20 protein-coding genes are annotated in these 20,512 nt (G+C 50.8%); 8 read left to right on the top strand and 12 right to left on the bottom strand.

The features are described from left to right. Positions 1-93: 93 nt before the first annotated feature. The 6 genes from IEX02_RS04915 (at position 94) to IEX02_RS04890 (ending at position 9,397) form a co-directional block, all read left to right on the top strand. Positions 94-1,191 carry an efflux RND transporter periplasmic adaptor subunit gene (locus tag IEX02_RS04915; RefSeq protein ID WP_188691062.1) on the top strand — a complete coding sequence of 366 codons (1,098 nt, stop codon included), beginning with the start codon at positions 94-96 and terminating at the stop codon, positions 1,189-1,191. Further along, positions 1,188-4,274 (top strand): efflux RND transporter permease subunit, encoded by a 3,087-nt coding sequence (locus tag IEX02_RS04910; RefSeq protein ID WP_188691060.1) that lies wholly within the window; start codon positions 1,188-1,190, stop codon positions 4,272-4,274. The genes IEX02_RS04915 and IEX02_RS04910 overlap by 4 nt, the downstream gene beginning before the upstream one ends. After that, entirely contained in the window at positions 4,267-5,739 is a 1,473-nt protein-coding gene (locus IEX02_RS04905) for an efflux transporter outer membrane subunit (protein WP_188691057.1), read from the top strand. The genes IEX02_RS04910 and IEX02_RS04905 overlap by 8 nt, the downstream gene beginning before the upstream one ends. 131 nt (positions 5,740-5,870) lie before the next feature. After that, complete coding sequence (locus IEX02_RS04900; protein WP_188691055.1) at positions 5,871-7,178, top strand: paraquat-inducible protein A; 1,308 nt, start codon at positions 5,871-5,873, stop codon at positions 7,176-7,178. Next, complete coding sequence (gene pqiB, locus IEX02_RS04895; protein WP_188691053.1) at positions 7,171-8,808, top strand: intermembrane transport protein PqiB; 1,638 nt, start codon at positions 7,171-7,173, stop codon at positions 8,806-8,808. Before IEX02_RS04900 ends, pqiB begins: the two co-directional genes overlap by 8 nt. 1 nt (position 8,809) lies before the next feature. Next, a complete protein-coding gene (locus IEX02_RS04890; RefSeq protein ID WP_188691050.1) occupies positions 8,810-9,397 on the top strand; it encodes a PqiC family protein in 588 nt (195 codons plus the stop codon). Here IEX02_RS04890 and IEX02_RS04885 read toward each other — a convergent pair. The 3 genes from IEX02_RS04885 to IEX02_RS04875 all read right to left on the bottom strand — a co-directional run bounded on the left by IEX02_RS04885 (position 9,394) and on the right by IEX02_RS04875 (position 13,234). Further along, entirely contained in the window at positions 9,394-10,629 is a 1,236-nt protein-coding gene (locus IEX02_RS04885; protein WP_229702059.1) for a TIGR03862 family flavoprotein, read from the bottom strand. The genes IEX02_RS04890 and IEX02_RS04885 overlap by 4 nt on opposite strands. Before the next feature lie 109 nt (positions 10,630-10,738). Beyond that, positions 10,739-11,479 (bottom strand): HNH endonuclease family protein, encoded by a 741-nt coding sequence (locus IEX02_RS04880; RefSeq protein ID WP_188691048.1) that lies wholly within the window; start codon positions 11,477-11,479, stop codon positions 10,739-10,741. Between the two features lie 84 nt (positions 11,480-11,563). Next, complete coding sequence (locus IEX02_RS04875) at positions 11,564-13,234, bottom strand: ABC transporter ATP-binding protein (protein ID WP_188691045.1); 1,671 nt, start codon at positions 13,232-13,234, stop codon at positions 11,564-11,566. A gap of 111 nt (positions 13,235-13,345) precedes the next feature. On the opposite strand from IEX02_RS04875, the gene IEX02_RS04870 reads away from it, so the two are divergent. Then, positions 13,346-14,215, top strand: coding sequence for a TetR/AcrR family transcriptional regulator (locus IEX02_RS04870; RefSeq protein WP_188691044.1), 870 nt, complete (start codon positions 13,346-13,348; stop codon positions 14,213-14,215). 58 nt (positions 14,216-14,273) lie between these two features. Here the strand turns inward: IEX02_RS04870 and IEX02_RS04865 are convergent, their stop codons facing one another. The 9 genes from IEX02_RS04865 to IEX02_RS04830 all read right to left on the bottom strand — a co-directional run bounded on the left by IEX02_RS04865 (position 14,274) and on the right by IEX02_RS04830 (position 19,816). Further along, on the bottom strand, positions 14,274-14,768 hold the full coding sequence (locus tag IEX02_RS04865; RefSeq protein ID WP_229702058.1) for a tellurite resistance TerB family protein: 495 nt from the start codon (positions 14,766-14,768) through the stop codon (positions 14,274-14,276). Positions 14,769-14,776: 8 nt separating this feature from the next. After that, on the bottom strand, positions 14,777-14,968 hold the full coding sequence (locus IEX02_RS20330) for a hypothetical protein (protein WP_229702057.1): 192 nt from the start codon (positions 14,966-14,968) through the stop codon (positions 14,777-14,779). A gap of 253 nt (positions 14,969-15,221) precedes the next feature. After that, on the bottom strand, positions 15,222-15,524 hold the full coding sequence (locus IEX02_RS04860) for a type II toxin-antitoxin system RelE/ParE family toxin (RefSeq protein ID WP_188691041.1): 303 nt from the start codon (positions 15,522-15,524) through the stop codon (positions 15,222-15,224). Continuing rightward, the gene (locus tag IEX02_RS04855; protein WP_022990189.1) at positions 15,512-15,769 is read right to left on the bottom strand and encodes a type II toxin-antitoxin system Phd/YefM family antitoxin; all 258 of its coding nucleotides are present in this window, start codon (positions 15,767-15,769) and stop codon (positions 15,512-15,514) included. Before IEX02_RS04855 ends, IEX02_RS04860 begins: the two co-directional genes overlap by 13 nt. A 143-nt stretch (positions 15,770-15,912) precedes the next feature. Next, positions 15,913-16,290: a hypothetical protein gene (locus tag IEX02_RS04850; protein ID WP_188691038.1), complete on the bottom strand. Its 378-nt coding sequence runs from the start codon at positions 16,288-16,290 to the stop codon at positions 15,913-15,915. Beyond that, a complete protein-coding gene (locus tag IEX02_RS04845; protein ID WP_188691035.1) occupies positions 16,287-17,258 on the bottom strand; it encodes a BAR domain-containing protein in 972 nt (323 codons plus the stop codon). Before IEX02_RS04845 ends, IEX02_RS04850 begins: the two co-directional genes overlap by 4 nt. Before the next feature lie 148 nt (positions 17,259-17,406). Further along, the gene (locus tag IEX02_RS04840; RefSeq protein WP_188691033.1) at positions 17,407-18,285 is read right to left on the bottom strand and encodes a nuclease-related domain-containing protein; all 879 of its coding nucleotides are present in this window, start codon (positions 18,283-18,285) and stop codon (positions 17,407-17,409) included. Between the two features lie 82 nt (positions 18,286-18,367). After that, complete coding sequence (locus IEX02_RS04835) at positions 18,368-18,934, bottom strand: ion channel (protein WP_188691030.1); 567 nt, start codon at positions 18,932-18,934, stop codon at positions 18,368-18,370. A gap of 114 nt (positions 18,935-19,048) precedes the next feature. Beyond that, entirely contained in the window at positions 19,049-19,816 is a 768-nt protein-coding gene (locus IEX02_RS04830) for an NERD domain-containing protein (protein WP_229702056.1), read from the bottom strand. 112 nt (positions 19,817-19,928) lie between these two features. On the opposite strand from IEX02_RS04830, the gene IEX02_RS04825 reads away from it, so the two are divergent. Then, a complete protein-coding gene (locus tag IEX02_RS04825) occupies positions 19,929-20,510 on the top strand; it encodes a class I SAM-dependent methyltransferase (protein ID WP_188691026.1) in 582 nt (193 codons plus the stop codon). The last annotated feature ends 2 nt before the right edge of the window (positions 20,511-20,512 follow it).

Here is a 20,512-nt window from a genome sequence, read left to right as displayed (position 1 = left end):
AGTGAGACAGTGTTTGTGTTTTTTGCTTAATTATCCCAATTAGTAATTTTTTTATAATGCCGCCTTATGATTTCACATGATTAAGGTTGCACTATGCGCTCAACTTTCCCGATTAAAACCTGTGTCTCCACACTGGCACTCAGTATTTTACTGGCAGGCTGCGGCGCAGATGCCACCGCCGACTTACCGCTTAACCACAGCCGACCGGTCAATGTTATTCAGCTAACCGCGCAGGATAATCTGCAAACCTTGCGTTTTAGTGGTGTCATACAGTCTCATCAAACTGCTGATGTGGCGTTTCGTGTGCCGGGCACCATCGACAAGATTTTGGTCAAGGAAGGTGAGCAGGTTAAAGCCGGCCAGATTATCGCCAGCTTGGACCCCCATGATTTTCAGGTGGACGTAAATGAACTCAGTGCCCGTCTTGAGGAAGCCAAAGCGGCCCACAAACTGGCGGCTATAGAGTTACAAAGAACCAACCGGGCCAGTGCCGATGGCGCCATTGCCGACATTAACCTGGACCGCGCCAGCAGCGCTGAGTCCCGGGCGCTGGCAGGGGTGAAAATGTTGCAGCAATCCCTTAAGAAGGCCCAGGATGCCCTGGCCTACAGTCAGCTTAAGGCCCCTTTTGATGGTGTGATTGGTCAGCGTTATGCCGACGAATATGAGCAAACCTCCCCCCATACACCGATTTTATCTATTCATCAGCCCGCCCAACTGGAAGCGGTGGTGGATGTACCCGACAAGCAGATAGCGCTTATTCATACGGGCATGCAGGCCAGTGTAGAGTGGTTCCAGCAGTCACAGCCGGTTAAGGCGGTCAGCACTGCCATTGCTACCTTGCCGGACGCGTTAAAGCGCACTTACCCGGTGACCTTTGCATTGCAGGGGAATGCTGAGTCTTTGTTCCCAGGTAAAGCGGTAAATGTGTCGGTGAGTATTGCCAGTCAAAGCCCTACCTTCTGCTTGCCGGCCAGCGCGGTAAAAAGTCATGCTGGCCAGCCACAGGTGGTAAAAGTGGCCTCCGGGCAAGCCTGGCATACACCGGTGACGGTAGTGAACCAGCGCCAGGACAGCTTGTGTGTCAGTGGTCACCTCAGCATGGGTGATTATATTGTCACCGCTGGCAGTGCCTTTATCAGCGAAGGTCAAACCCTGAATCATCTGCGTGAAGTTGGGGCCAAGTCATGAATTTGTCCACCTTTGTGCTCAGGCAGAAGACCTTTATCACCTTTTTCACCGTGATCTGCATGATTGCCGGTGTGTATTCCTATTTTGACCTCGGCAAACTGGAAGACCCTACCTTTACGGTAAAAAGTGCCGTCATCGTTACTTCTTACCCCGGTGCCACCGCCAAAGAAGTGGAACTGCTGGTGACCGATAAAGTGGAAACCAAGATCCAGGAAATGGGGGCATTGTGGAAATTGCGCTCCTTGTCCCGACCAGGCAGCTCGATGATTTTTGTCGATCTAAAGGAGAAATACAGCTCCGAAGAGTTGCCACAGCAGTGGGATTTATTGCGCCGTAAGGTGCAGGATGTGAAGTTGGAACTGCCGCCGCAGGCGCAGATCAGCGTAGTACAGGATGAGTTCTCCGAAGTGTACGGCATGCTGTTTTCTGTCTATGGCGACGACATTCCCATGCATGATCTGAAAGATTACGCCCGTGAACTACAGCGCCGTATCAAGGCCGTGGACGGCGTAAAGAAAGTGCAGTTGCATGGTGTGCGCGAGCAAGTGGTCAACATTGATATCTCAGATGAGCGCCTGGCCGAAAGCCATATTTCGCTGGCACAGCTGATTGAGCAATTAAACAGCCAGAATATGCCGGTAAGTGCCGGAGACTTCGATCTGGGGATGGAAAATCTGCGGGTTGAGCAAAGCGGTCAGTACCGCCATATCGACGATATTAAAAACCTCCTGATCCAAACCGGACTGAACGGCGTGGAGCAAGGGGCAGGTACAGTGCGCTTAGGGGATGTGGCCGAGGTTTATCTGGGCTATCAGACGCCGGCCTTTACCGAAAGCCGCTTTAACGGCCAACAGGCCATTACCCTGGCGGTCAGCCCGGAATCCGGCATTAACGTGGTCAGTATTGGCGATGAGCTTAAAGCCGTGCTCAACGACTTTGAAGCGCAGCTTCCCACCGGCGCGGGCGTCGGCATTGTGGCGTATCAGCCCGAAGAGGTGGTGAAGTCCATCAATAACTTCGTTGCTAATTTGATTGAAAGTATTGTGATTGTCGTAGCGGTACTGCTGATCTTTATGGGCTGGCGCAGCGCCGTGATTGTTGGTTTCAGTTTGCTGCTGACTATCCTCTTTACCCTGGTCTATATGAATATGACCAATGTCGATCTGCAACGTGTGTCGCTGGGCTCCTTCATCCTGGCGCTGGGTATGCTGGTGGACAATGCCATAGTGATAGTTGACCTGTTTATTGCCAAAGTCCGCAAAGGTATCGCCCGTGCCGACGCTGTGGCTCAGTCTATTCAGGAAATGGCCTGGCCCTTGTTAGGCGCGACCGTTATTGCCGCCATGGGAACCGCGCCGGTATTGTTTTCACAGACCGATTCGGCGGAATTCTCCCTCTCTATCGTACAAGTGCTGTGCAGCTCGTTGTTGTTGTCCTGGATTGTGGCCATGGTTATCACGCCGCTGATGTGCTGGGCCTTTATTCCCGCCAACCCTGAGGACGCCGAGAAAGCGCCGGGTAAGGCCGCTACTCTGTATCGTAACGCGGTGCACTGGACGGTAGATAACCCCAAAAAAGCCATTCTGATGGTGGCCCCGCTGATTTTGGTTACCGCATTGGCGGCGCCGTTGATGAGCGTAAACTTTATGCCCAGCTCCGACCGTCCCATAGTATTCTTGGACTACTGGCTGCCTAACGGCGGGCGTATCGAAAATGTTTCCGAGGATATGCAGCAAGTGGAGCGTTGGTTGCTCAACCAACCCGAGGTGGCCAGTATTTCAAGCCATATTGGCGAAAGTGCTCCGCGCTTCTCGGTCACTGTGGAACCCGAGCCGCTGGATCCCAGTTACGGACAAATCCTGATCAATACCCGCAGTTTTGACGATATTGCCCCGTTGGTAGCACGTGGCGACCAATGGCTGGCAGAAACCTTTCCCCATGCGGAACCACGCTTTAGAGACTTAAAGCTGGCCACCAAAGACAAGTTCAGTATTGAGGTACGTTTTGAGGGCGCCGATCCTAAAGTGCTGAAGCAGTTGTCTGCCCAGGCACAAGAGGTGATGCGTGCCAACCCGCATACCAAGTATGTGCGTGATGACTGGCGTCAGGAAAGCAAAGTGCTGGTGCCGGTAATTAATCAGGAAGCCGCTCGTCTGGCCGGCGTTAGCCGTATGGATATTGCCCAGGCCATTAACCGGGCCACCGAAGGGCAGCAGATAGGTACCCTGCGTCAAAACGACGACCTGATCCCAATTAAACTGCACACCGCCAATACCTCGCTGGCGCAACTGGACAATATCTCGGTGCGTTCTTTGTTGGGTAACCATAGCGTGCCTCTTGGGCAAGTCGTGGATGATTTTGAGATCAAAGGTGAGCAAAGCCGTATCTGGCGTCGTAACCGCTTGCCTGCGGTAACCGCTCAGGCAGGTGTTTCTGGTGACACCGTGGCCAATGTGCGTAAACAGTTGGCCCCTGAGTTGGAGGCTATCGCGCTACCAGCCGGGTACAGCATGCACTGGGGTGGCGAGTATTACGACGAGAAGCGTTCTATTGATGATTTGATGGAGCAAAACCCTAAAGCCACCATCTTGATGCTGATTATTCTGGTGGCCATGTTTAATGCGTATCGTCAGCCCATCATTATCTTTATTACGCTGCCATTGGCCGGGATCGGTATTACCTGGAGCTTGCTGCTGCTGGACAAACCCTTTGGCTTTATGGGCATTGTCGGGATGATTTGCTTATCCGGCATGATCATCAAAAACGGCATCGTACTGATGGATCAGATTGAGCTGGAACGTAAAAACGGTCGCACTATTGCAGAGGCCGTTAAAGAGGCAACCGTTAACCGCACTATGGCCATTTCCATGGCGGCATTGACCACGGCCCTTGGCATGATCCCACTGCTGAGCGACAAACTCTTTGATCAGATGGCGGCCACTATTATTGGCGGTCTGACGGCAGCTTCAGTGCTTTCACTCTTCATTATGCCGGCCCTGTACTGCTTGTTCTTTGCCAAAGACGCCAAACAGGAGCAATCCGCACAAAACCACGGGATCAAAGAGGAGATAACTCATGGGTAAATTTAATCTCACCGCCCTGGCCGGCTTAATGTTGCTGAGCGGGTGCTCTATGGCCCCCAATTACCAGCTACCTGAGGTCGCCATGGCAGATGTTTATATGCATAGCGGCGCACAAGGTACTGAGCAAAGCAGCACCTTCAGTCAGTCTTGGTGGACAAGCTTTGAGGATGCTGAGCTGAACCAACTGGTAGAGGCGGCGCAGCAACAGAATATCACCCTGAAAATCGCCAGTGAGCGGATTCAGTCTGCTCAGGCTTATCAACAGTCGGTGGCCTCTTTCAAAGTGCCCAGCTTGTCTGTTAGCGGTGGCTATGCCGATATTCGTCTGAGTCAAAACGAGGCCATGATGGGCAAGGTGGTCAGCGGTGTGGCGCTGCCCGATATGCTCGGTGGCGGCAAGCTGAGCCTGATGAGCAAAGACCAGCAGGATTTTACCCTGGGGCTGAACGCCAGCTGGGAGCTGGATTTATTTGGTCGCATCGACAGCTTAAGCCAAGCCGCCAGTATTGGGGTGGAGCAGGCAAATATTATGAAAAATGCCACCAATACGCTGATTACTGCCGAGGTGATCAATAACTATCTGCAATACCGGGGGGCAGAAGAGCGCATTGCCATTGCGCGGGTGAATATTCAGGAACAGCAGCAAACCCTGCAACTGGTGGAGTCCCTGACCCGACATGGTTACGGCTCCGAGCTGGATGTAGCAAACGCCAAAGCGGCGCTGGCGACCACCCGCTCAAGTTTACCCATGTTGGAAACAGCTAAAAGCGTACACCTGAATCGTCTGGCCATTTTACTGGGAGAGAATATTGCTCAAACTCAAGGGCGCTTTTCACCCTTGCCCCTGCCGGCCATGAATGCGCTGGTGCCTACCGGTTTACCCTCAGAACTGCTGACCCGTCGCCCGGATATCGCCATGGCCGAGCGCACTGTGGCGGCGCAAAACCAGCAAGTCGGCGCGGCCATTGCCAGCCAGTACCCCAGCTTCTTTCTGACCGGCGCACCTAGCTTGGTAGCGGGTGACTTTGGTGACTTGTTTGAAGCAGATTCCAGTTCCTGGGTATTGGGTGCGGGCTTCAGTTGGAATTTGTTTGATGGGGGCCGGACCGAGGCGCTGCTGAAAATGCAACAAGCTGGTTTTAACGAAGCGGTACTGAACTATCAGAACACCGTCAATGCCGCCATCAATGAAGTGGAAACGGCCCTGAAGGCCTACGCCAACGGTCAGCAGTACCACCAGCATATGACCGAAGCCAATAACCAGGCGCAAAGCGCGGTGGATAAAGCCACTGCACTGTATCGGGCCGGATTGGTTAATCACCTGGCGGTATTAGATGCCCAGCGCCAGAAAAACCAACTGCAAGACGCCGAAGTGGTGGCGCGTTTGAACACTGCCACTAATGTTGTGCTGCTGCATAAGGCGTTGGGTGGCAACTGGTCAGTCACTCCTGTGCCGGCGCCTTAATCGCGCTGATTCGATGGCCCCCGTCAGAAGGCGGGGGACGTTTTCTCCACCTTGTCTATTGGCGTCAGTCCCAGTGTGGACATGGCATCGGCGGCCCTTAACCGGGGCGCGGACATAATAAGAGGTAGCCGATGTTGAGTCATCATCAGCCAAACCAACACCTGCTTAGCTGCGAGGAATGTGGCTTGGTTCTGCGTATGCCCCAGTTAGCCGGTAAGGGCAAAGCCCATTGCCCACGCTGCGACCATGGGCTACTGACTGTTACCCATTCGCCTACGCAACAGGTTTGGGCCTATGGCGTGGCTTGTTTGGTGTGCCTGCTGCTAAGCCTGCTGTTTCCTTTTATGTCGTTTAACGCGCAAGGCTTAACGCAGGAAATCAGTCTGCTGGATACCGCGTTTGGGATGCATGTGTTTCAGCACAGTTTTTTGTCTGTGCTACTGGTGCTGTCCGTGGTGGTACTGCCGGTGGTGTATGTTTTCAGCCTGATGGCGCTGTATTTGGCTGCCAGGTTGAAACCCGCAGGGGTGTCGGTGGCCCTGTATCGGCGCTTGTGCCGTTTTCTGTCACATATCCAGCCCTGGTTGATGGTGGATGTATTTCTGATCGGCATACTGGTGGCGCTGGTGAAAATTATGGCCCTGGCCGAGGTGGGCTTTGGTTGGTCATTCTGGACATTCTGTCTTTATACCTTACTGCTGGTGAAGTTTCTAAGCCTGGTGGACTATGTGTGGTTGTGGGATAAGCTGGTGGACAGGGTAGCGATTGATGCCTCTGTTGCCGATGTGTCGGCATCTCAGGCGGTGGGCTGCCACGTATGTTCTCAGGTGAATATAAAGCGTGGTGATCAGCAAGCTTGCGTGCGCTGTGGCACTCGGATTAAAAATGCCAACACGGACAAAAAGTTGCAAACCGCCTGGGCCTTGTTGATGACGGCGGCGCTGCTTTACCTGCCGGCCAATCTGCTGCCGATGATGAATACCACCAGTATGGGCCAGACCGAAGCCTCTACTATCATCAGTGGTGTGGCCTTGTTGTGGAAACTGGGGTCTTATCCGGTGGCGGCAGTGATCTTTCTGGTCAGTGTGATTATTCCCATCGCAAAGATTCTGGCCCTGTGCACTGTTTATTGGCATGCCCAGCATGCCAGAACGCCCTCTGCGGCAGCCTCGTTCAAGAACACCACTTTGTACCGTATCACCGAGTTTATTGGCCGCTGGTCAATGATCGATATCTTTGTCGTTGCCCTGCTGGTGGCCCTGATCCAGCTAAATGAAGTCATGGCTATCAGCCCCGGTCCGGCAGCATTGTATTTTGCCCTGGTTGTGATCCTGACAATGATCTCGGCCAATATTTTTGACCCAAAATCTCTATGGCGGCAGACCCAGCCGGTTGCTGCGCCTTCTACTTCTTTTGTTACTGAGAATCACCATGCCTGAACAATCCTCTTTGCCACAAGCCAAGATCAAGCCGCTACGCAGCCTGTCCTGGGTATGGCTGATCCCTTTTATCGCCGTCTTGCTGGGCGGCTGGATGCTATTTAGCTACAGCCAGAGCCAGGGGCCGACTGTCACTCTGCACTTAACAACCGCGGAAGGAATAGAGGTAGGGAAAACCGCGATAAAAGCACGTAACGTTAAACTGGGAGTGATTAGCGATATTGCGCTGAGTGAACATTACGATGCCATTGTCGCCACTGCCAAAATGACCCCCGAAGCAGCGCGTATGCTCAGCGAAGATGCCCAATTGTGGGTGGTGAAGCCCCGCATCGGTACCGAAGGAGTATCCGGCTTGGATACCTTGCTGTCCGGTGCTTACATTGAGCTGCAACCGGGCAAAAGCGCACAAACTAAAAGTGAGTTTGTGGTGCATGACGTGCCGCCCATATCGGCGCTGGCGGCTGGTAAACGCGTTAGCCTGACCCATGCCGAAGCCGGCAAGCTAAAAGTTGGTGATCCGGTGCTTTATGAAGGTTTTACCGTGGGCCGGGTGGAGAAGGTCAGCTTTAATACTGAGGTCCGCAAGGCCGAGTATGGCTTGTTTATTTTTGAGCCCTACGACAGTTTGTTGAAGCCCGAGTCCAGATTCTGGCTGACCTCAGGTATTGATATGACCCTGTCGTCGGCGGGGGTGGATGTCAATATCGGCTCGCTGGAAACCTTAATCAGTGGCGGTGTCAGCTTCCGGGTACCGGACGGTGTTGCCACATCAGCTCATGGTGCTTCGGTCAACCATTACCCCTTGTATGACAGCCTGGCACAAGTGCAGGAGCAGTTGTTCGAAAAGAGCCTGGACTATGTGATGCTATTTGATGAGTCGGTAAGGGGGTTGGCGCCGGGGGCGCCGGTTGAATATCGGGGCATTAAGATTGGCTCTGTCAGTAAGGTACCTTTGGGGCTGTTGCAATCGGAAGGCGGCTTCAACCAAAAGCAAATCCCGGTGCTGGTAAAAATTGATCTGGGGCGGATTTTTGACAATGAAACCGCTACCTCACTGGACGCCCTGGCCGGCATGTTTGAGAGCGAATTTGCCGCCGGCCTGCGCGGAACGTTGTCGACCGGCAATCTGTTGACCGGGGCACTGTTTATCGATATCAGTTTTCAGGATGACGAGGCTTATCAGCAGGCTCAATACACCGGCTATCCGGTGTTTCCAACCACCGCCGGTGGTGTAGGTGAGATCCAAAAGCAGGTCAGTGAGTTGGTGAAAAAAGCCAACGCCCTGCCTTTGGACACAGCGCTGAATGCCTTTACCCGCACCATGGAAAGCGCACAAGGTGCGGCTGACAGCTTCTCGCAAGTGGCGCAGCAGTTAAATGACACCTTGGCTAGTCCTGCTGCGCAAAGTTTGCCGGCCGAATTGCAGCAAACCCTGATGAGCTTGCGCGATACCCTGGGCGGATTTTCACCTGACTCTGCTTTGTATCAGCACTCAGAAAGCACAATGGCGCAGATGAATCAGGCGACAAAAGACCTGCAGTCCTTGCTTCGTAAGTTAAATGAGCAGCCCAATGCGCTGATATTCGGCTATAGCGGTCAGCAAGATCCGCTGCCAAAGCAAGGTGATTAAGATGAAAAGACTGCTTTTACTATTATTGTTGGCTATTTTGTCTTTACTGGGGGCCTGTAGTAGCCCGCCTATGCCCATTACCAGTTATTCCCTGCTCAGTAATGTTGCGCCGGATACGGCGGGCAAAATGGCTACTGGGCTGGTGGTAGAGCTGCCAAAGATGCCATTGCCCATGGCTGGCCTGGGGATTGTTTATCAAAAGGCCAACCATAGCCTGGTGGAAGCGCAACAGCATGTTTGGGAGGAGGATGTGCGCATACAGTTTTCCCGCAAGTTGATGCAGGAGCTTAATGGTCAGGCTCTGCCGGTTGAGGTCACATCGGCGACAACCCTGCGTGGTGCGACCAATGCCGCCCCTCGGCTAAGTGTTAAGATCAACGAGTTTTATGGGGATTACCGGGGTAAAGCGGTATTGGCCGGTGAATGGGTGCTTAGCGGCGTGGATAAACCAGCCACCCAACCTGTGGCCTTTTATATCAGCGAGTCATTGCAGGCCGATGGCTACCCTGCCCTGGTTGTGGCGCTTTCGGCATGTATTGAAACGCTGGCCGATCAGATAGCCCAGGTCGTTGCGCCTTTAACTGTTTAAGTGGTTGGGTCGCCTGACAGATACCGCGCTATTCCTTGTGCGGCTAAGTGGCCGGTGGCAAAACAGGCGGTTAGCAGATAGCCGCCGGTGGGGGCTTCCCAATCCAGCATTTCTCCAGCGCAGAATACCCCGGGCAGGTTGTTCAGCATCAGCTTTGCATCCACACTGTGCTGGCACACTCCGCCGGCGCTGGAAATCGCCTCGTCTACCGGCTTGGTGGCATAAAACTGCACCGGCAGGGCTTTAATACAAGCCGCCAGTTGCGCGGGTTCTAGCTGCTGCGGGTGAGGCTGGCATTCATATAACAAGGCTGCCTTTACCCCGCTTAGACCAGCGCTGCGCTTCAGGTATTTGGCAAAGGACTCTTTACTGCGTTTTTTGGCGAGCTTTTGGCTAAGCTGGGCCAGGTTTTGATCGGGTAGCAGGTCTATATGCAGTTGCGCCTGACCACACTCTTCCAACTGCTCGCGCAGGTAACGGGAAAAGGCGTATACCAGGCTGCCTTCCATGCCGGTTTGGCTTATTACGCACTCACCGTGTTTTTCTATGCGTTGACCATTAGCTTGTACCTTAAACCGCACATTTTTCAGCGGGCTGCCGGCATGCTGTTGTTTAAGATGCTCACTCCAGTCACATAGCATGCCGCAATTGGCGGCGCGCAGCGGGGCCTGCTCAATCTGTTGCTCAGCCAGCATGGACTGCCATAAACCGTCGGATCCCAGCTTGGGCCAGCTGGCACCGCCCAGCGCCAGCAAGACTGCATCGGCCTGGGTGCGAATGGTTTCTCCATTGTGATCAAGTTCCAGGCGGGTACCTTGTATGGCCACCAAACGATGGCGCATATAAAACTCCACCCCGGCAGCACGTAAACGTTTAAGCCAGTTACGTACTAAAGGCGCGGCTTTCATTTGTTCGGTAAATACCCGCCCGGAGCTGCCAACAAAAGTGCTGACTCCCAGTCCCTGGCACCAATTACGCAGGGCATCGGCATCAAACTGGCGCAACGCACCGTCCAGCCAGGCAGCTTTGTCGTAGTAACGCTGAATAAACTCGCCATAAGGCTCGGAATGGGTGATGTTCATGCCGCTGGTGCCGGCCAGCAGAAACTTGCGACAGGCGCTGGGCTTGGCGTCGTAAACCCGTACTTGATAGCCGGCCAAGCTAAGCTGTTCGGCTGCCATCAAACCGGCTGGCCCGGCTCCTACAATAATTACCTGTTGTTTGCTTTGCACTAATAACGCCCGCTGATTCAGGCGGCTTGGGCCGCCTGTACATTGATTCGCGCGGAATTATCGCATTGCTTGGGGTGAATGTCCGCGCTGGTATGGCAGATATTGATACTTAAGGCGCAACGGCTTTTGCTGGCGCACGCTGTGAACAGTTGGTCAGTTGTGCCTGGATAAAGGCTTGTTCGCTGGCCTGATACACAAGCTGGTACTTTTGCACTATGCCGTCAAAGCGCTGAATATATTCGCACTGATACGCCTGATTGGGCGGTAGCCATTGATCCGGCCCTTGGGCCCCTTTGGCGCGGTTAAGGCTGTTGCTGACCGCCAACAGATTATCCATATCATTGGCGAACTGGCGTTTCATATCACGATGCCAGCTAGCACCGCCATGGGCATTGGCCCACTTCAGCGGCACGATATGATCCACATCGATATCGCCAGCCGACGACAGCACCTCACCGGAGAAGGGATCCAACCAGGTACCCATTATGACCCGGCAGGTTTCGCCGTCATCAAAATTCACTTCGATTTGTGAGGCGGCAATTAAGGCCTCGGCCCGGGTATTTTGGCAGTCACCATCGCTGTCCACCCAATGTGGCCAGTCACTGCGATCATAATCTTGCCCACTATCATCCGCTTTTGCCTGACTGACAGTGGCCGAAGCAGGAAGCTCGCCCCCGGCAGCAAGGCAGGCCTTAAGGTCGGTGTAGGCGGTGAAATTTTTGGTACGTTGGTAGAACCGGCTTTCGGAGGTATGACATAGGCCGGAACTGGATAGTTTTACCGGTTGGTTTGCCCAAACCACACCACAAACCAGCCAGAGCCCCAGCAATAAACGACTGAACTGCTTCAATTTTTAGCGCACTTTTTTAGATTTTGCTGCGCATACTACCCGAGCTTGCCGCCGCAACCAAGCGGCGACTGCTCGGGGCATTGGTTAGGCCGAATGGGCGTGCTTAGGCTGAATACTTACCAGTTTGTCGTTTTCAAGCTGCACAATCTGGTCCGCATGGCTAAACAACGAGTGATCATGGCTTATCATCAACACCAGCTTATCCTGGGCCAGGTCAGTAAGGGTGCTCATCATTTGCTGAGCATTTTTTGTATCAAGCGCTGAGGTGGGCTCATCCAGTAACAGCATGTCAAATGGGCGAACTAAGGCTCTGGCCAGGGCAAATCGCTGTTTCTCGCCGCCAGACAGTTGGTGGTTCTGCTCTGTTATCAGCATATCCAAATTACCACCAATGCGTTCCAGCCAGGCAGCCAGCCCCACCTTATGCAGCACCTGTATTACCTCGGCGTCATCAACCTGTGTTTTTCCCAAACATAAGTTGTCGCGTACCGTCGCCTGGAATAATGCCGGCTCCTGTTCAACCCAAGCCATACGGTGTCGCCAGCTTCCTAGTTGTGTAAGGCTAAGCGGCTGGTTGTTAATATAAATCTGGCCATGGGTGAGAGGATACAAACCCAGTAAGGTACGCAGCAAACTGGTTTTACCGCTGCCGCTTGCACCGCTAACCAGTACTAGCCCTCTTTGCATATCCGGCAAGGTCAGATTCTGCAGTATTTGTTGCTCGCCCAACTGCAGCCCGGCCTCCTCGACGCGCAGGGTGCGGATACGTGAAGCCGCTGAGCCTGGCTGCACATTTTCTGTGGGTAAGTTGGCCAGGGCATGCAAACGTTCGGCTGCACCATTTGCCTTTTGGTAGTTGGCAAAGAACATGCCCATACCGATGAGCGGAAATGTCAGGCCGAACAAGTAGAGTAAGAAGGCGGTAAAAGTGCCCATGCTTAGCGTACCTTCGGCAATCCAATAGGCCGAGGTCGCTATCAGTGCAATCATGCTGGTCATTAGCATCATATTGCTGATGGGGCCGATCAACGCCAGCGCTCGCGCTTCTCGAAGGGCAAGCTGGTAATAACGATCCAGAGCGGCCTGAGCCTGCTCTTCGACCTGTGGGGTTGCGCCATAGACTTTGACCAGTTCATGATGGCGAAACCACTCAGTGCACTGGCGAGTCAGCTCGGCATGCTGTTGCAGTATTTGTTTGTTCAGCGACGACATGGACAAAGCGATAGGAGTAATTAACAGAGCCCCAATCAACAGGCAACCGAGTAGCACCAGGGTTAGCCGCCATTTCATCCACAGCAGCAACGCAATGACGGCAACAAAAGACAATACACCACCAATTAGAGCCGCCAGATCACTGCTGAAAATATCTTTTAGTTCATCGGTATCGGTCATCACCTGGGCAGCCAGTTCGCTACTATGCTGGTCATGTAACTTGATAGTTTGCACGTTGACCAGATGGCCAATCAGGCGAAAGCGTAGCCTTTGTACTGTACTCAGCCCCATCTTGCTGGCATGCACTGCAGCAAAATATTCTGCCACGGCGGCGACAATGACCGCTATCGCTAAAATGGTCATGACTAATTGGTCAATGCGGCCAATGCTTAAACGGTCAATTAGCTCGCGGGCAATCAAAGGAATGCCTAATTCAAACAATGTAGCTAACAGTGTAAGTGCCATAAGGCCTGAAAAAGCGCGCTTGCTTGGCAGGTAAGGGCGGGAAAAGCCCAATACAGATTTCGGCATTGAGTCAGGCATAGTTAACCTCTTTTTGACTTTATGGTCAAAAGACTAATTGACCATTTGGTCATTGTCAAATGACTTGATGGTCAATGGCATTGTGTTAGATTGCCTCTCGGAGGACAGACTATGACTGATAAGCGCACCCTGATTCTGCAAGTGGCGGACAAACTCTTTGTCGAACAGGGGATTAAAGGCACAACTATTGCCCAGATTGCTGACGCAGCCGGCATTGCAAAAGGCTCGGTGTATTCCTATTTCAAAAACAAAGCTGAGATTGTGCGGGCCTTGTTTATTCAGTCCTTCGAGCGCAGCCAGCAAGAGGCAGAGCAGCTGCTGAATAACAGTGAAATCAAGGGTTTGGCGCTACTGGAAGCCTTTGTTGTTAAACAACTTTGTCAGGTGGAAGAAGAGCGCGCATTTCAGCAGGCCTGGATGACAGATGACTCAATGGTCATGGAAAATGGCTTACTGCAAGTAGTACAGGATTGTCGCACCGATATTTACCAGGTTCAGTTAGCGATATTGGAAAGGGCACTGGGGCAAGAATGTACACCCTGGCGCTATGATTTGCTGACGATGATCAATGGTCAGATCCAGGAATTTGCCATGCTGATTTTGCTGGATAATATGGCGTACTCGCACTTCAATTGTGCCGCATTTATTGCTCGCTCGGCACGTTGGACACTTATTGGGCTGCTGGAAGAGAATAGGCCGCCTGTGTTGGATGAAAGTAGTTTTGTGCTGGAAGCGGTACCGGGTGGCAAGGACACGCAGTTGAAAAGATTACTCACCCAAATGCGCAGTAAATGTGTGAGTCTGGACGGTGAAGAACAATCCTTGGTTAGTCAAACGCTGGATTTAATTGAACAGCAAATGGCCGCTGAACCACCCAATACCACCTTGTTGCGCGCGCTTATCGCTAACCTTAGGCCTTATTTGGAACTTGCTGACGAGCGGGCCAAGCTGGCTGAACTGTTGGATGTGGCGCTGATTTAAAGGGAATGTTTGTGGGCTGCTGAATACAGCCCACTTATAAACTGATTTGGCTTTGCTATTACTGACAAAGTTGCTCGGCTTCGCGGGCCTGGCGCTTAAGTTCGTCCACCAGACTGGGAGACAAACGTAACTGGCGCACCAGTTCTTCTAAATAACTGCGTTCCATGTAGCTTTCTTCATCTACCACCAGCACGCTGGCCAGGTACATTTCCGCGGCCAGTTCTTCTGAGCTGGCCAGCGCCGCTATTTGAGCAGGGTCCAAGGGCGCTTTGATTTGCGCATCCACCCACTGAATAAAGGCCTGATCACGGGTAAACTTGGCCACTTCCTGGTCGATAAGTTCGCGTTCACGATCATCAATATGGCCATCGGCTTTCGCCGCGGCAATCACCGCCGCCAGAATCGCCCGGCCATGTTGCTCGGCTTGCGGGGGCGGCAAACGGTCAATGGTTTGCGGTTCATGTTGTGCCACCCCTTGCTGGTTTTTCTGCCAGTTGCCATAGGCTTTATAGGCCACCACGCCAAGGGCGGCTAACCCGCCGTAGGTCAGCACTTTGCCACCTAATTTGCGACCTTTTTACTGCCCAGCAACAACCCCAATGCACCGCCACCCAGCGCTGCACCGCCTTTACCCGACAGCATTTGGGATAAACCCGATAACGGCGAGCCGCCAGTGGATGACGCCTGTTGTCCGCCAGCGTTTTGGGAACTACCTGACTTCAATAACTGATCCAGCAATTTCAACGTATTCATCGCCTCTCCTTGTAAATACCTGATTGGCCTGACTTCGAGGGTATCGTTATTTACCTCAGGGTAAAAGCCAAGCCGCAGGGCAAAATTGTTAGGGGATAAGACAACTGGTTGTGCGTTTTGTTGCTAAAAGACTCTCACCACGAAGCTTACAAAAAAGCGTTAAAAAGACAGGATGTTGACTAAGGAGATTAACGCCCGGCCATGTGTTGAGAGCCGCGAAGCTCAGACAATGGTATCCGAGTGACGCTACTGTTTAGCTGTTTTCAAGCATGTACGCACGAAGTTGCCGCTCCTCCCGCATGACATAGATGATGAGAACCCAACTTTCATCCACACGATACAAAATGCGACAGGGTGGAACCACTACCTCCCTGTATACCGAATTAGGGAGTTCTGGAGGAATCCGTCCTGATTGGGGAAAGCTTTCCAACCGGTTGGTTTTATCGAAAACCTCTTTTACCAGTTGGCTTGCTGCGGCAGGATTGTCCAGAGCGATATACTCTGCAATCGCATTTAATTCTTGAAGAGCAGGCTCAGTCCAGATTACTTCAGCCATTTACTCATTTTCTCTCTGGCCTCACTTTGACTGTACGTTCTTCCCTCAAGTACAGCACGCTCTCCTCGTGAGAGCCCCTCTAGCAGCTCAAGTCGGCGCTGCATGAACTCGTAATCCTGCACATCAACAAGATAAGCGGACGGTTGGCCATGTTCTGTTATCAGTACCGGCTCCTTGGACAGATGCAGGTCTGCCAAGATTTTTGTGGCTTGGCGCTTAAGATTTGTAACCAGTTCAACTTTCATGGCTCACCCTGAACGAAATCGAGAGTGATACTATAGTGTCACTTTGCGGAAGAGGCAATCACATTGGCCGAATAGCACGTACAGAATATATGGGAGAAAACCTATCGCAGCTGGAATGGCGAAAAGTTTAGCTTCCAACGCCTTTATTCTGGGAAAACACCGATTGAATTTAAGACAACAAGTAAGATCATAAAAAAACCAGATATGGTGAACAGCCAGTAAAATATAAACGCCAGTGCTTTATCGAAACTGGAGGTGTTTTGTCTTAGTAATTCTGACTTAGCATATAAGCCCGATAATGGGCTGCTTTCGAGTTTCCTGCACCAGCTTTTCGGTAGGGCTAAAGCCTGGGCAACGTTTAAGATATCCCAGCCACTGGCAAACTCGATCCCCAGACTCTCCTTAGTTTCCGGATTTTTTCTTAACTTTTTGACCGTTATCTGGCCGAACACTACGTAAAGAATCAGGGCAAAGAAAACAAAGAGCATTCCAATACCCAATAGCTGTGAGAACAAAGTCATTTAGCACCTATTGCGGCCAAAATTTTATCGTACCAAGTTCCGCTGCTTTCCTTTACCGCATTGTTGACTTCAATAGATAAAGCAGCAGCGGATCCCGCAACCACAAGACCGCCAATGATTAGGCCAACCCAACCGACTGGTGTTGCAACCATTAATAAACTTAGGGCCGCACCTCCTGCGTTTACTGCAATTATTCCGGCACTGGCACTTGCGGCGAAACTGGTTGATTCAATAAACAACTCACGCTCCCAATGGCCGCCCGAGCGATAGCTATTATGTACATTACCTACACGGGTTCCAAAGTCGATTACAGCTAGTCCATTACCTAGTACTTTGGCGTGTTTGGTTAGTTTTACAAGGTTGTTAGCTTGCACTTGGCTCATTACATCTAGCTTAGCCACAGTGCGGCTGCTTGTGGCGATATCTGTTGCCCGTTTGGGGTTGCTCAGTGGCGTACCCCGTCTCGATCGCACCTGAGCATTCACGACTTTTAGTTCATTGCCGAATTGCCGCTGCATAGCCTGGTAGGCGATATGGGCTTTTTGTTTTAACGCCGCGCGTAAAGGCGATTTGGTTTCAATAGCCTGGCGAAACTCCATCACCGCGTTTTGATAAGTTTGTACAGACTTGGCAAAGCCCCCAACACGCTCAGCATAAACACTGGTTGAGGCACCGATCAGCCCAATATTGTATTCATGCAGCTTAGCCGTTACGTCTGCGAGGGCGACCACATTGTCGCCACCCAAAGCCAGTGAAAGCTTAGTCAGTTCTTCAGCAACAGGTTTGGCAGCAAGCTGATTGAGAATACTGCGACTGGGTTCATCTGCGTTAAGCAAATACGGCATATTGGCCGCCATCACATCGGGCCTAGCGCAGCTAGCAGTAGAGATCTGCTCAATGTTGATTCCACATTGAAACAACAGCGCTTGTGGGGTTAGTGAACGATTGCAAAGAAGAATTTCGCTCATGATAAAGTCCTTTTATCGTCTGGGGCTGAGGGTACTCCTGTTGGTGAAATAGTAGTCAAGGGTTTGTGGGGTTACAAGGAATGGCCCTATTGCATTCAACTTGGAAAAAAACTAATGAGCTGACCACGATGAGGGCGTTCGATATAGGCTACTTAGTTGGTGGTCCCTGCACCGAACGTTGGGCGACTTGGTAGCAAATAGCATTGATTTGCTCTTGGCTTAGTTGGGTATTACCCGAGCGCGGCAAGGCGGTTGCCAACTGCTTATGGTTGAGAATAGGGAAAGGTGGGCGGGATTGCAGATTGATAAACCAACCAGGGAAAACCAGCACAGGTACTGCGGTGATTTTCACTCCGCTGGCTTTTGATAGCCATTGCGTTACCCACTTAGCTTGGCGAAGCGCCTGATCTATCGGGTCTGCTTCTGTCCAAGACGGGAATACTAACTTGCCGTCTTTAAACGCCATTTTATGGTTTTCCTTGCTGTCTTCGGTGCGTTTATGTCTGCCTTTGGTTTCTATAGCAAATACGCCGTTAGGGCCAATAGCCAAGTGATCGATATTAAACTTATCCGCCTGAATATCATGAAAAATTTGATAGCCTTGCGCTTGGAGAAGCATCAGCTCTCCTGCGGCGGCTAGTTCTGCGGCATGGCCAAGCCTTAGCTTGGTCAGTTGATTGAAATTCTGAACAGTTTTGAATGCGACGAAGATCAAGCAACCTAAAGCTGTAATACTTAACAAGTAAGGAAAGGTACCTGTATTGATATGGGTTTTAATCGAGGTGAAAGCAAATGGGCTAAGCACCGCATACAAGCCAAGTACCAGATAGCCGAGTATCGCAAATTGCTTATCTCTTAATTCTTCTTGTAAGCCATAACCAGGCAGTCGTAGGAGCTGTTCTTTGTCTATTGGAAGTCGCAGTTTTTTCTCACGTTGTCTAATCAAGATATACATGGGAACTAGCGTGGCACTCATTGCCGCAATCACGACGCTAACACTAATTACGATTGACAAAAAATCTGACATGGTAACTATTCCTGTGATGGGATAATTATAAAGTTCTCTGTGAGCATACCTTTCATAATATTATTGAATCGAAGTTATATTGTTATATTTTCTTAGGGTCGAAGTATTTTCCTGCACCAAAAATTGCAATTGCTAAAGAAGATAAAACCTGCATATCGACAACTATTTTTGCCAAGGATGATTTAGGGTAGACATCTCCATATCCAAGAGTTGTTGCAGTTACAATCGAAAAGTGAATTACATCAATGACAAATGGTATTAATTCCTTTATATAGTCTTTGAAAATAAAGGAATCCTTAGTTATTGATATTATTTCAGTGTTTTCTAAACCATGAAATGCCTGATTTTCTGAGAATATGGTTAGCCAGATGTAAATTCCTGAGAAAGCGACAATAACTTCTAGGTAAAGTATGAATATCCCCTTGATTGAGATCGTTATTCTATCAAAGTTTTTTACTTTCCTTGTGGTTGCAAAGAAAATTCCTGGATAAATTAGTATGAATGATATTAAGACAGTTGTGTTGAATATTAATTCAAGATTATTTGCCCAAAACCATATGGATGATAAAGATGCAATTGTACTAGAGAAAATAAAATATCCATAATATTCATCGAAGAATTTCAATGATCTTACAATAATAACTTTCATACTTTATGTAACCTCCATATTATTTTTAATTTAAGTGCTAGTTTTTACCAGAAATAAATTCCTATTGTGGTGTAATATGTACGAATTCTCTCGATTAAAAAGTTGCACGGCTAGTTAGCGGGCATTCCGCACCATCCTACATTTGGGAAATGCCGAACAGCCCCAAAACTGATTACCCACATTTTTGCCTTTAGACGAAGTGCGGAGCACCATTTCACTCCCGCATCTAGGGCATTTTCTATTTGAAGATGGGTCGTTGCGTGATTGAAGATGTCGAACATGTTGTCGATGGGTTTGCCATGTGGCATCCAGCTTTGTGGAAATGACTCGGTCGACTATGCGCTGAACATCAGTGTCGGATAGAACATTCGTTTTGAAAGACTTGATGTATGAGGTGTAACTGCCTGCTTGTGTAACATTAGCTGGCATCGCGGTTTTAAAAGTGCAGTCTCCTGTAAAAACTACCACTGAATGTATTACCTCAGAAGGCAGCTCCATTAGTTGCTCCAGTGTTTTCACATGCTTAAAGTTCTGGTGCAGCGGGTTTTGAAACTTAAAGGATTGTTTGAAGATCTTTTGGGTCCACTGGGCTTGGCGTTCGTTACCGTATATCCAGCCTTTGACATTTTTGGTTTCAACTACGAAGACGCCGAAGCGTGATACAAAAATATGGTCAATCTGGGTCGTACCATCGACCGTTGGTAGGGTAACGTTGTGAATAGGGTGATAGACATCTGTCGGTAGCCTGAATTTGGCAAAGAGTTTCACCAATGCTTCACCAAACCACCCTTTAAACCAGGGAGACTTTATGAATCCGGCGAGCAATGCAATGGGTACCAGCCACCACATCATCTTGACGGCTTCGCTTAGAAGCTGCTCCATGCTGACACTCCCTGTGTACTTAAATCTCTGTACGGTCGTCTTAAATCACAAGCTGCAAACTAACACCTTTATCTGCTAATGTACTGACCATACGGGATTTTTCCAATAAAAAATGCCATCAGATTACTACCAAGAGAACGCTACGCAGTTTTTTCAAGATACCCAGGCGGTGGATATGCGGCCTTTGTATGAGCGGGTTTTGCCGATGCTTAGGCCGGGTGGCCATATAGTGGATGCAGGCTGTGGTTCTGGGCGGGATGCGCGGTATTTTGCTGAGCAGGGTTTTATGGTGTCGGCTTTTGATGCGTCTGCTGAGTTGGTGGCATTGGCGCGGGAATATACCGGGCTGAATGTGCGGCACTGCCGCTTTATGGATTTCCATGCGGATTCTCCTGTTGATGCTGTTTGGGCCTGTGCGTCGTTATTGCATGTGCCTCTGGCCGACTTGTCTGACACCTTTATCCATTTGGCTGCGCAGTTGACTGAAAACGGGCTGATATATTGCTCGTTTAAATATGGTGAAGGCGAAGTGCTGCGCGGTGACCGGCGTTTTACTGATTTAACCGAAACGGGTCTGGCGGATTTGCTGCAACAAACGCCTGTTAGTATTCGCGAATGCTGGATAACGCAAGATCGCAGACCGGGCAGAGATCAGGAAAAATGGCTGAACGCCATCCTTGAGCAGATGAAGTAACA

This window comes from Bowmanella pacifica, assembly GCF_014645355.1.
GTDB lineage: Bacteria > Pseudomonadota > Gammaproteobacteria > Enterobacterales > Alteromonadaceae > Bowmanella > Bowmanella pacifica.
This window is presented reverse-complemented; position numbering and strand designations above follow the sequence as displayed.

What these genes read in the sequence shown, in the direction of transcription:
- IEX02_RS04915 (WP_188691062.1), top strand. Translation starts at nt 94, where the DNA reads ATGCGCTCAACTTTCCCGATTAAAACCTGTGTCTCCACACTGGCACTC.
- IEX02_RS04910 (WP_188691060.1), top strand. Translation starts at nt 1,188, where the DNA reads ATGAATTTGTCCACCTTTGTGCTCAGGCAGAAGACCTTTATCACCTTT.
- IEX02_RS04905 (WP_188691057.1), top strand. Translation starts at nt 4,267, where the DNA reads ATGGGTAAATTTAATCTCACCGCCCTGGCCGGCTTAATGTTGCTGAGC.
- IEX02_RS04900 (WP_188691055.1), top strand. Translation starts at nt 5,871, where the DNA reads ATGTTGAGTCATCATCAGCCAAACCAACACCTGCTTAGCTGCGAGGAA.
- pqiB (WP_188691053.1), top strand. Translation starts at nt 7,171, where the DNA reads ATGCCTGAACAATCCTCTTTGCCACAAGCCAAGATCAAGCCGCTACGC.
- IEX02_RS04890 (WP_188691050.1), top strand. Translation starts at nt 8,810, where the DNA reads ATGAAAAGACTGCTTTTACTATTATTGTTGGCTATTTTGTCTTTACTG.
- IEX02_RS04875 (WP_188691045.1), bottom strand. Translation starts at nt 13,234, where the DNA reads ATGCCTGACTCAATGCCGAAATCTGTATTGGGCTTTTCCCGCCCTTAC.
- IEX02_RS04870 (WP_188691044.1), top strand. Translation starts at nt 13,346, where the DNA reads ATGACTGATAAGCGCACCCTGATTCTGCAAGTGGCGGACAAACTCTTT.
- IEX02_RS20330 (WP_229702057.1), bottom strand. Translation starts at nt 14,968, where the DNA reads ATGAATACGTTGAAATTGCTGGATCAGTTATTGAAGTCAGGTAGTTCC.
- IEX02_RS04860 (WP_188691041.1), bottom strand. Translation starts at nt 15,524, where the DNA reads ATGGCTGAAGTAATCTGGACTGAGCCTGCTCTTCAAGAATTAAATGCG.
- IEX02_RS04855 (WP_022990189.1), bottom strand. Translation starts at nt 15,769, where the DNA reads ATGAAAGTTGAACTGGTTACAAATCTTAAGCGCCAAGCCACAAAAATC.
- IEX02_RS04850 (WP_188691038.1), bottom strand. Translation starts at nt 16,290, where the DNA reads ATGACTTTGTTCTCACAGCTATTGGGTATTGGAATGCTCTTTGTTTTC.
- IEX02_RS04845 (WP_188691035.1), bottom strand. Translation starts at nt 17,258, where the DNA reads ATGAGCGAAATTCTTCTTTGCAATCGTTCACTAACCCCACAAGCGCTG.
- IEX02_RS04840 (WP_188691033.1), bottom strand. Translation starts at nt 18,285, where the DNA reads ATGTCAGATTTTTTGTCAATCGTAATTAGTGTTAGCGTCGTGATTGCG.
- IEX02_RS04835 (WP_188691030.1), bottom strand. Translation starts at nt 18,934, where the DNA reads ATGAAAGTTATTATTGTAAGATCATTGAAATTCTTCGATGAATATTAT.
- IEX02_RS04830 (WP_229702056.1), bottom strand. Translation starts at nt 19,816, where the DNA reads ATGGAGCAGCTTCTAAGCGAAGCCGTCAAGATGATGTGGTGGCTGGTA.
- IEX02_RS04825 (WP_188691026.1), top strand. Translation starts at nt 19,929, where the DNA reads ATGCCATCAGATTACTACCAAGAGAACGCTACGCAGTTTTTTCAAGAT.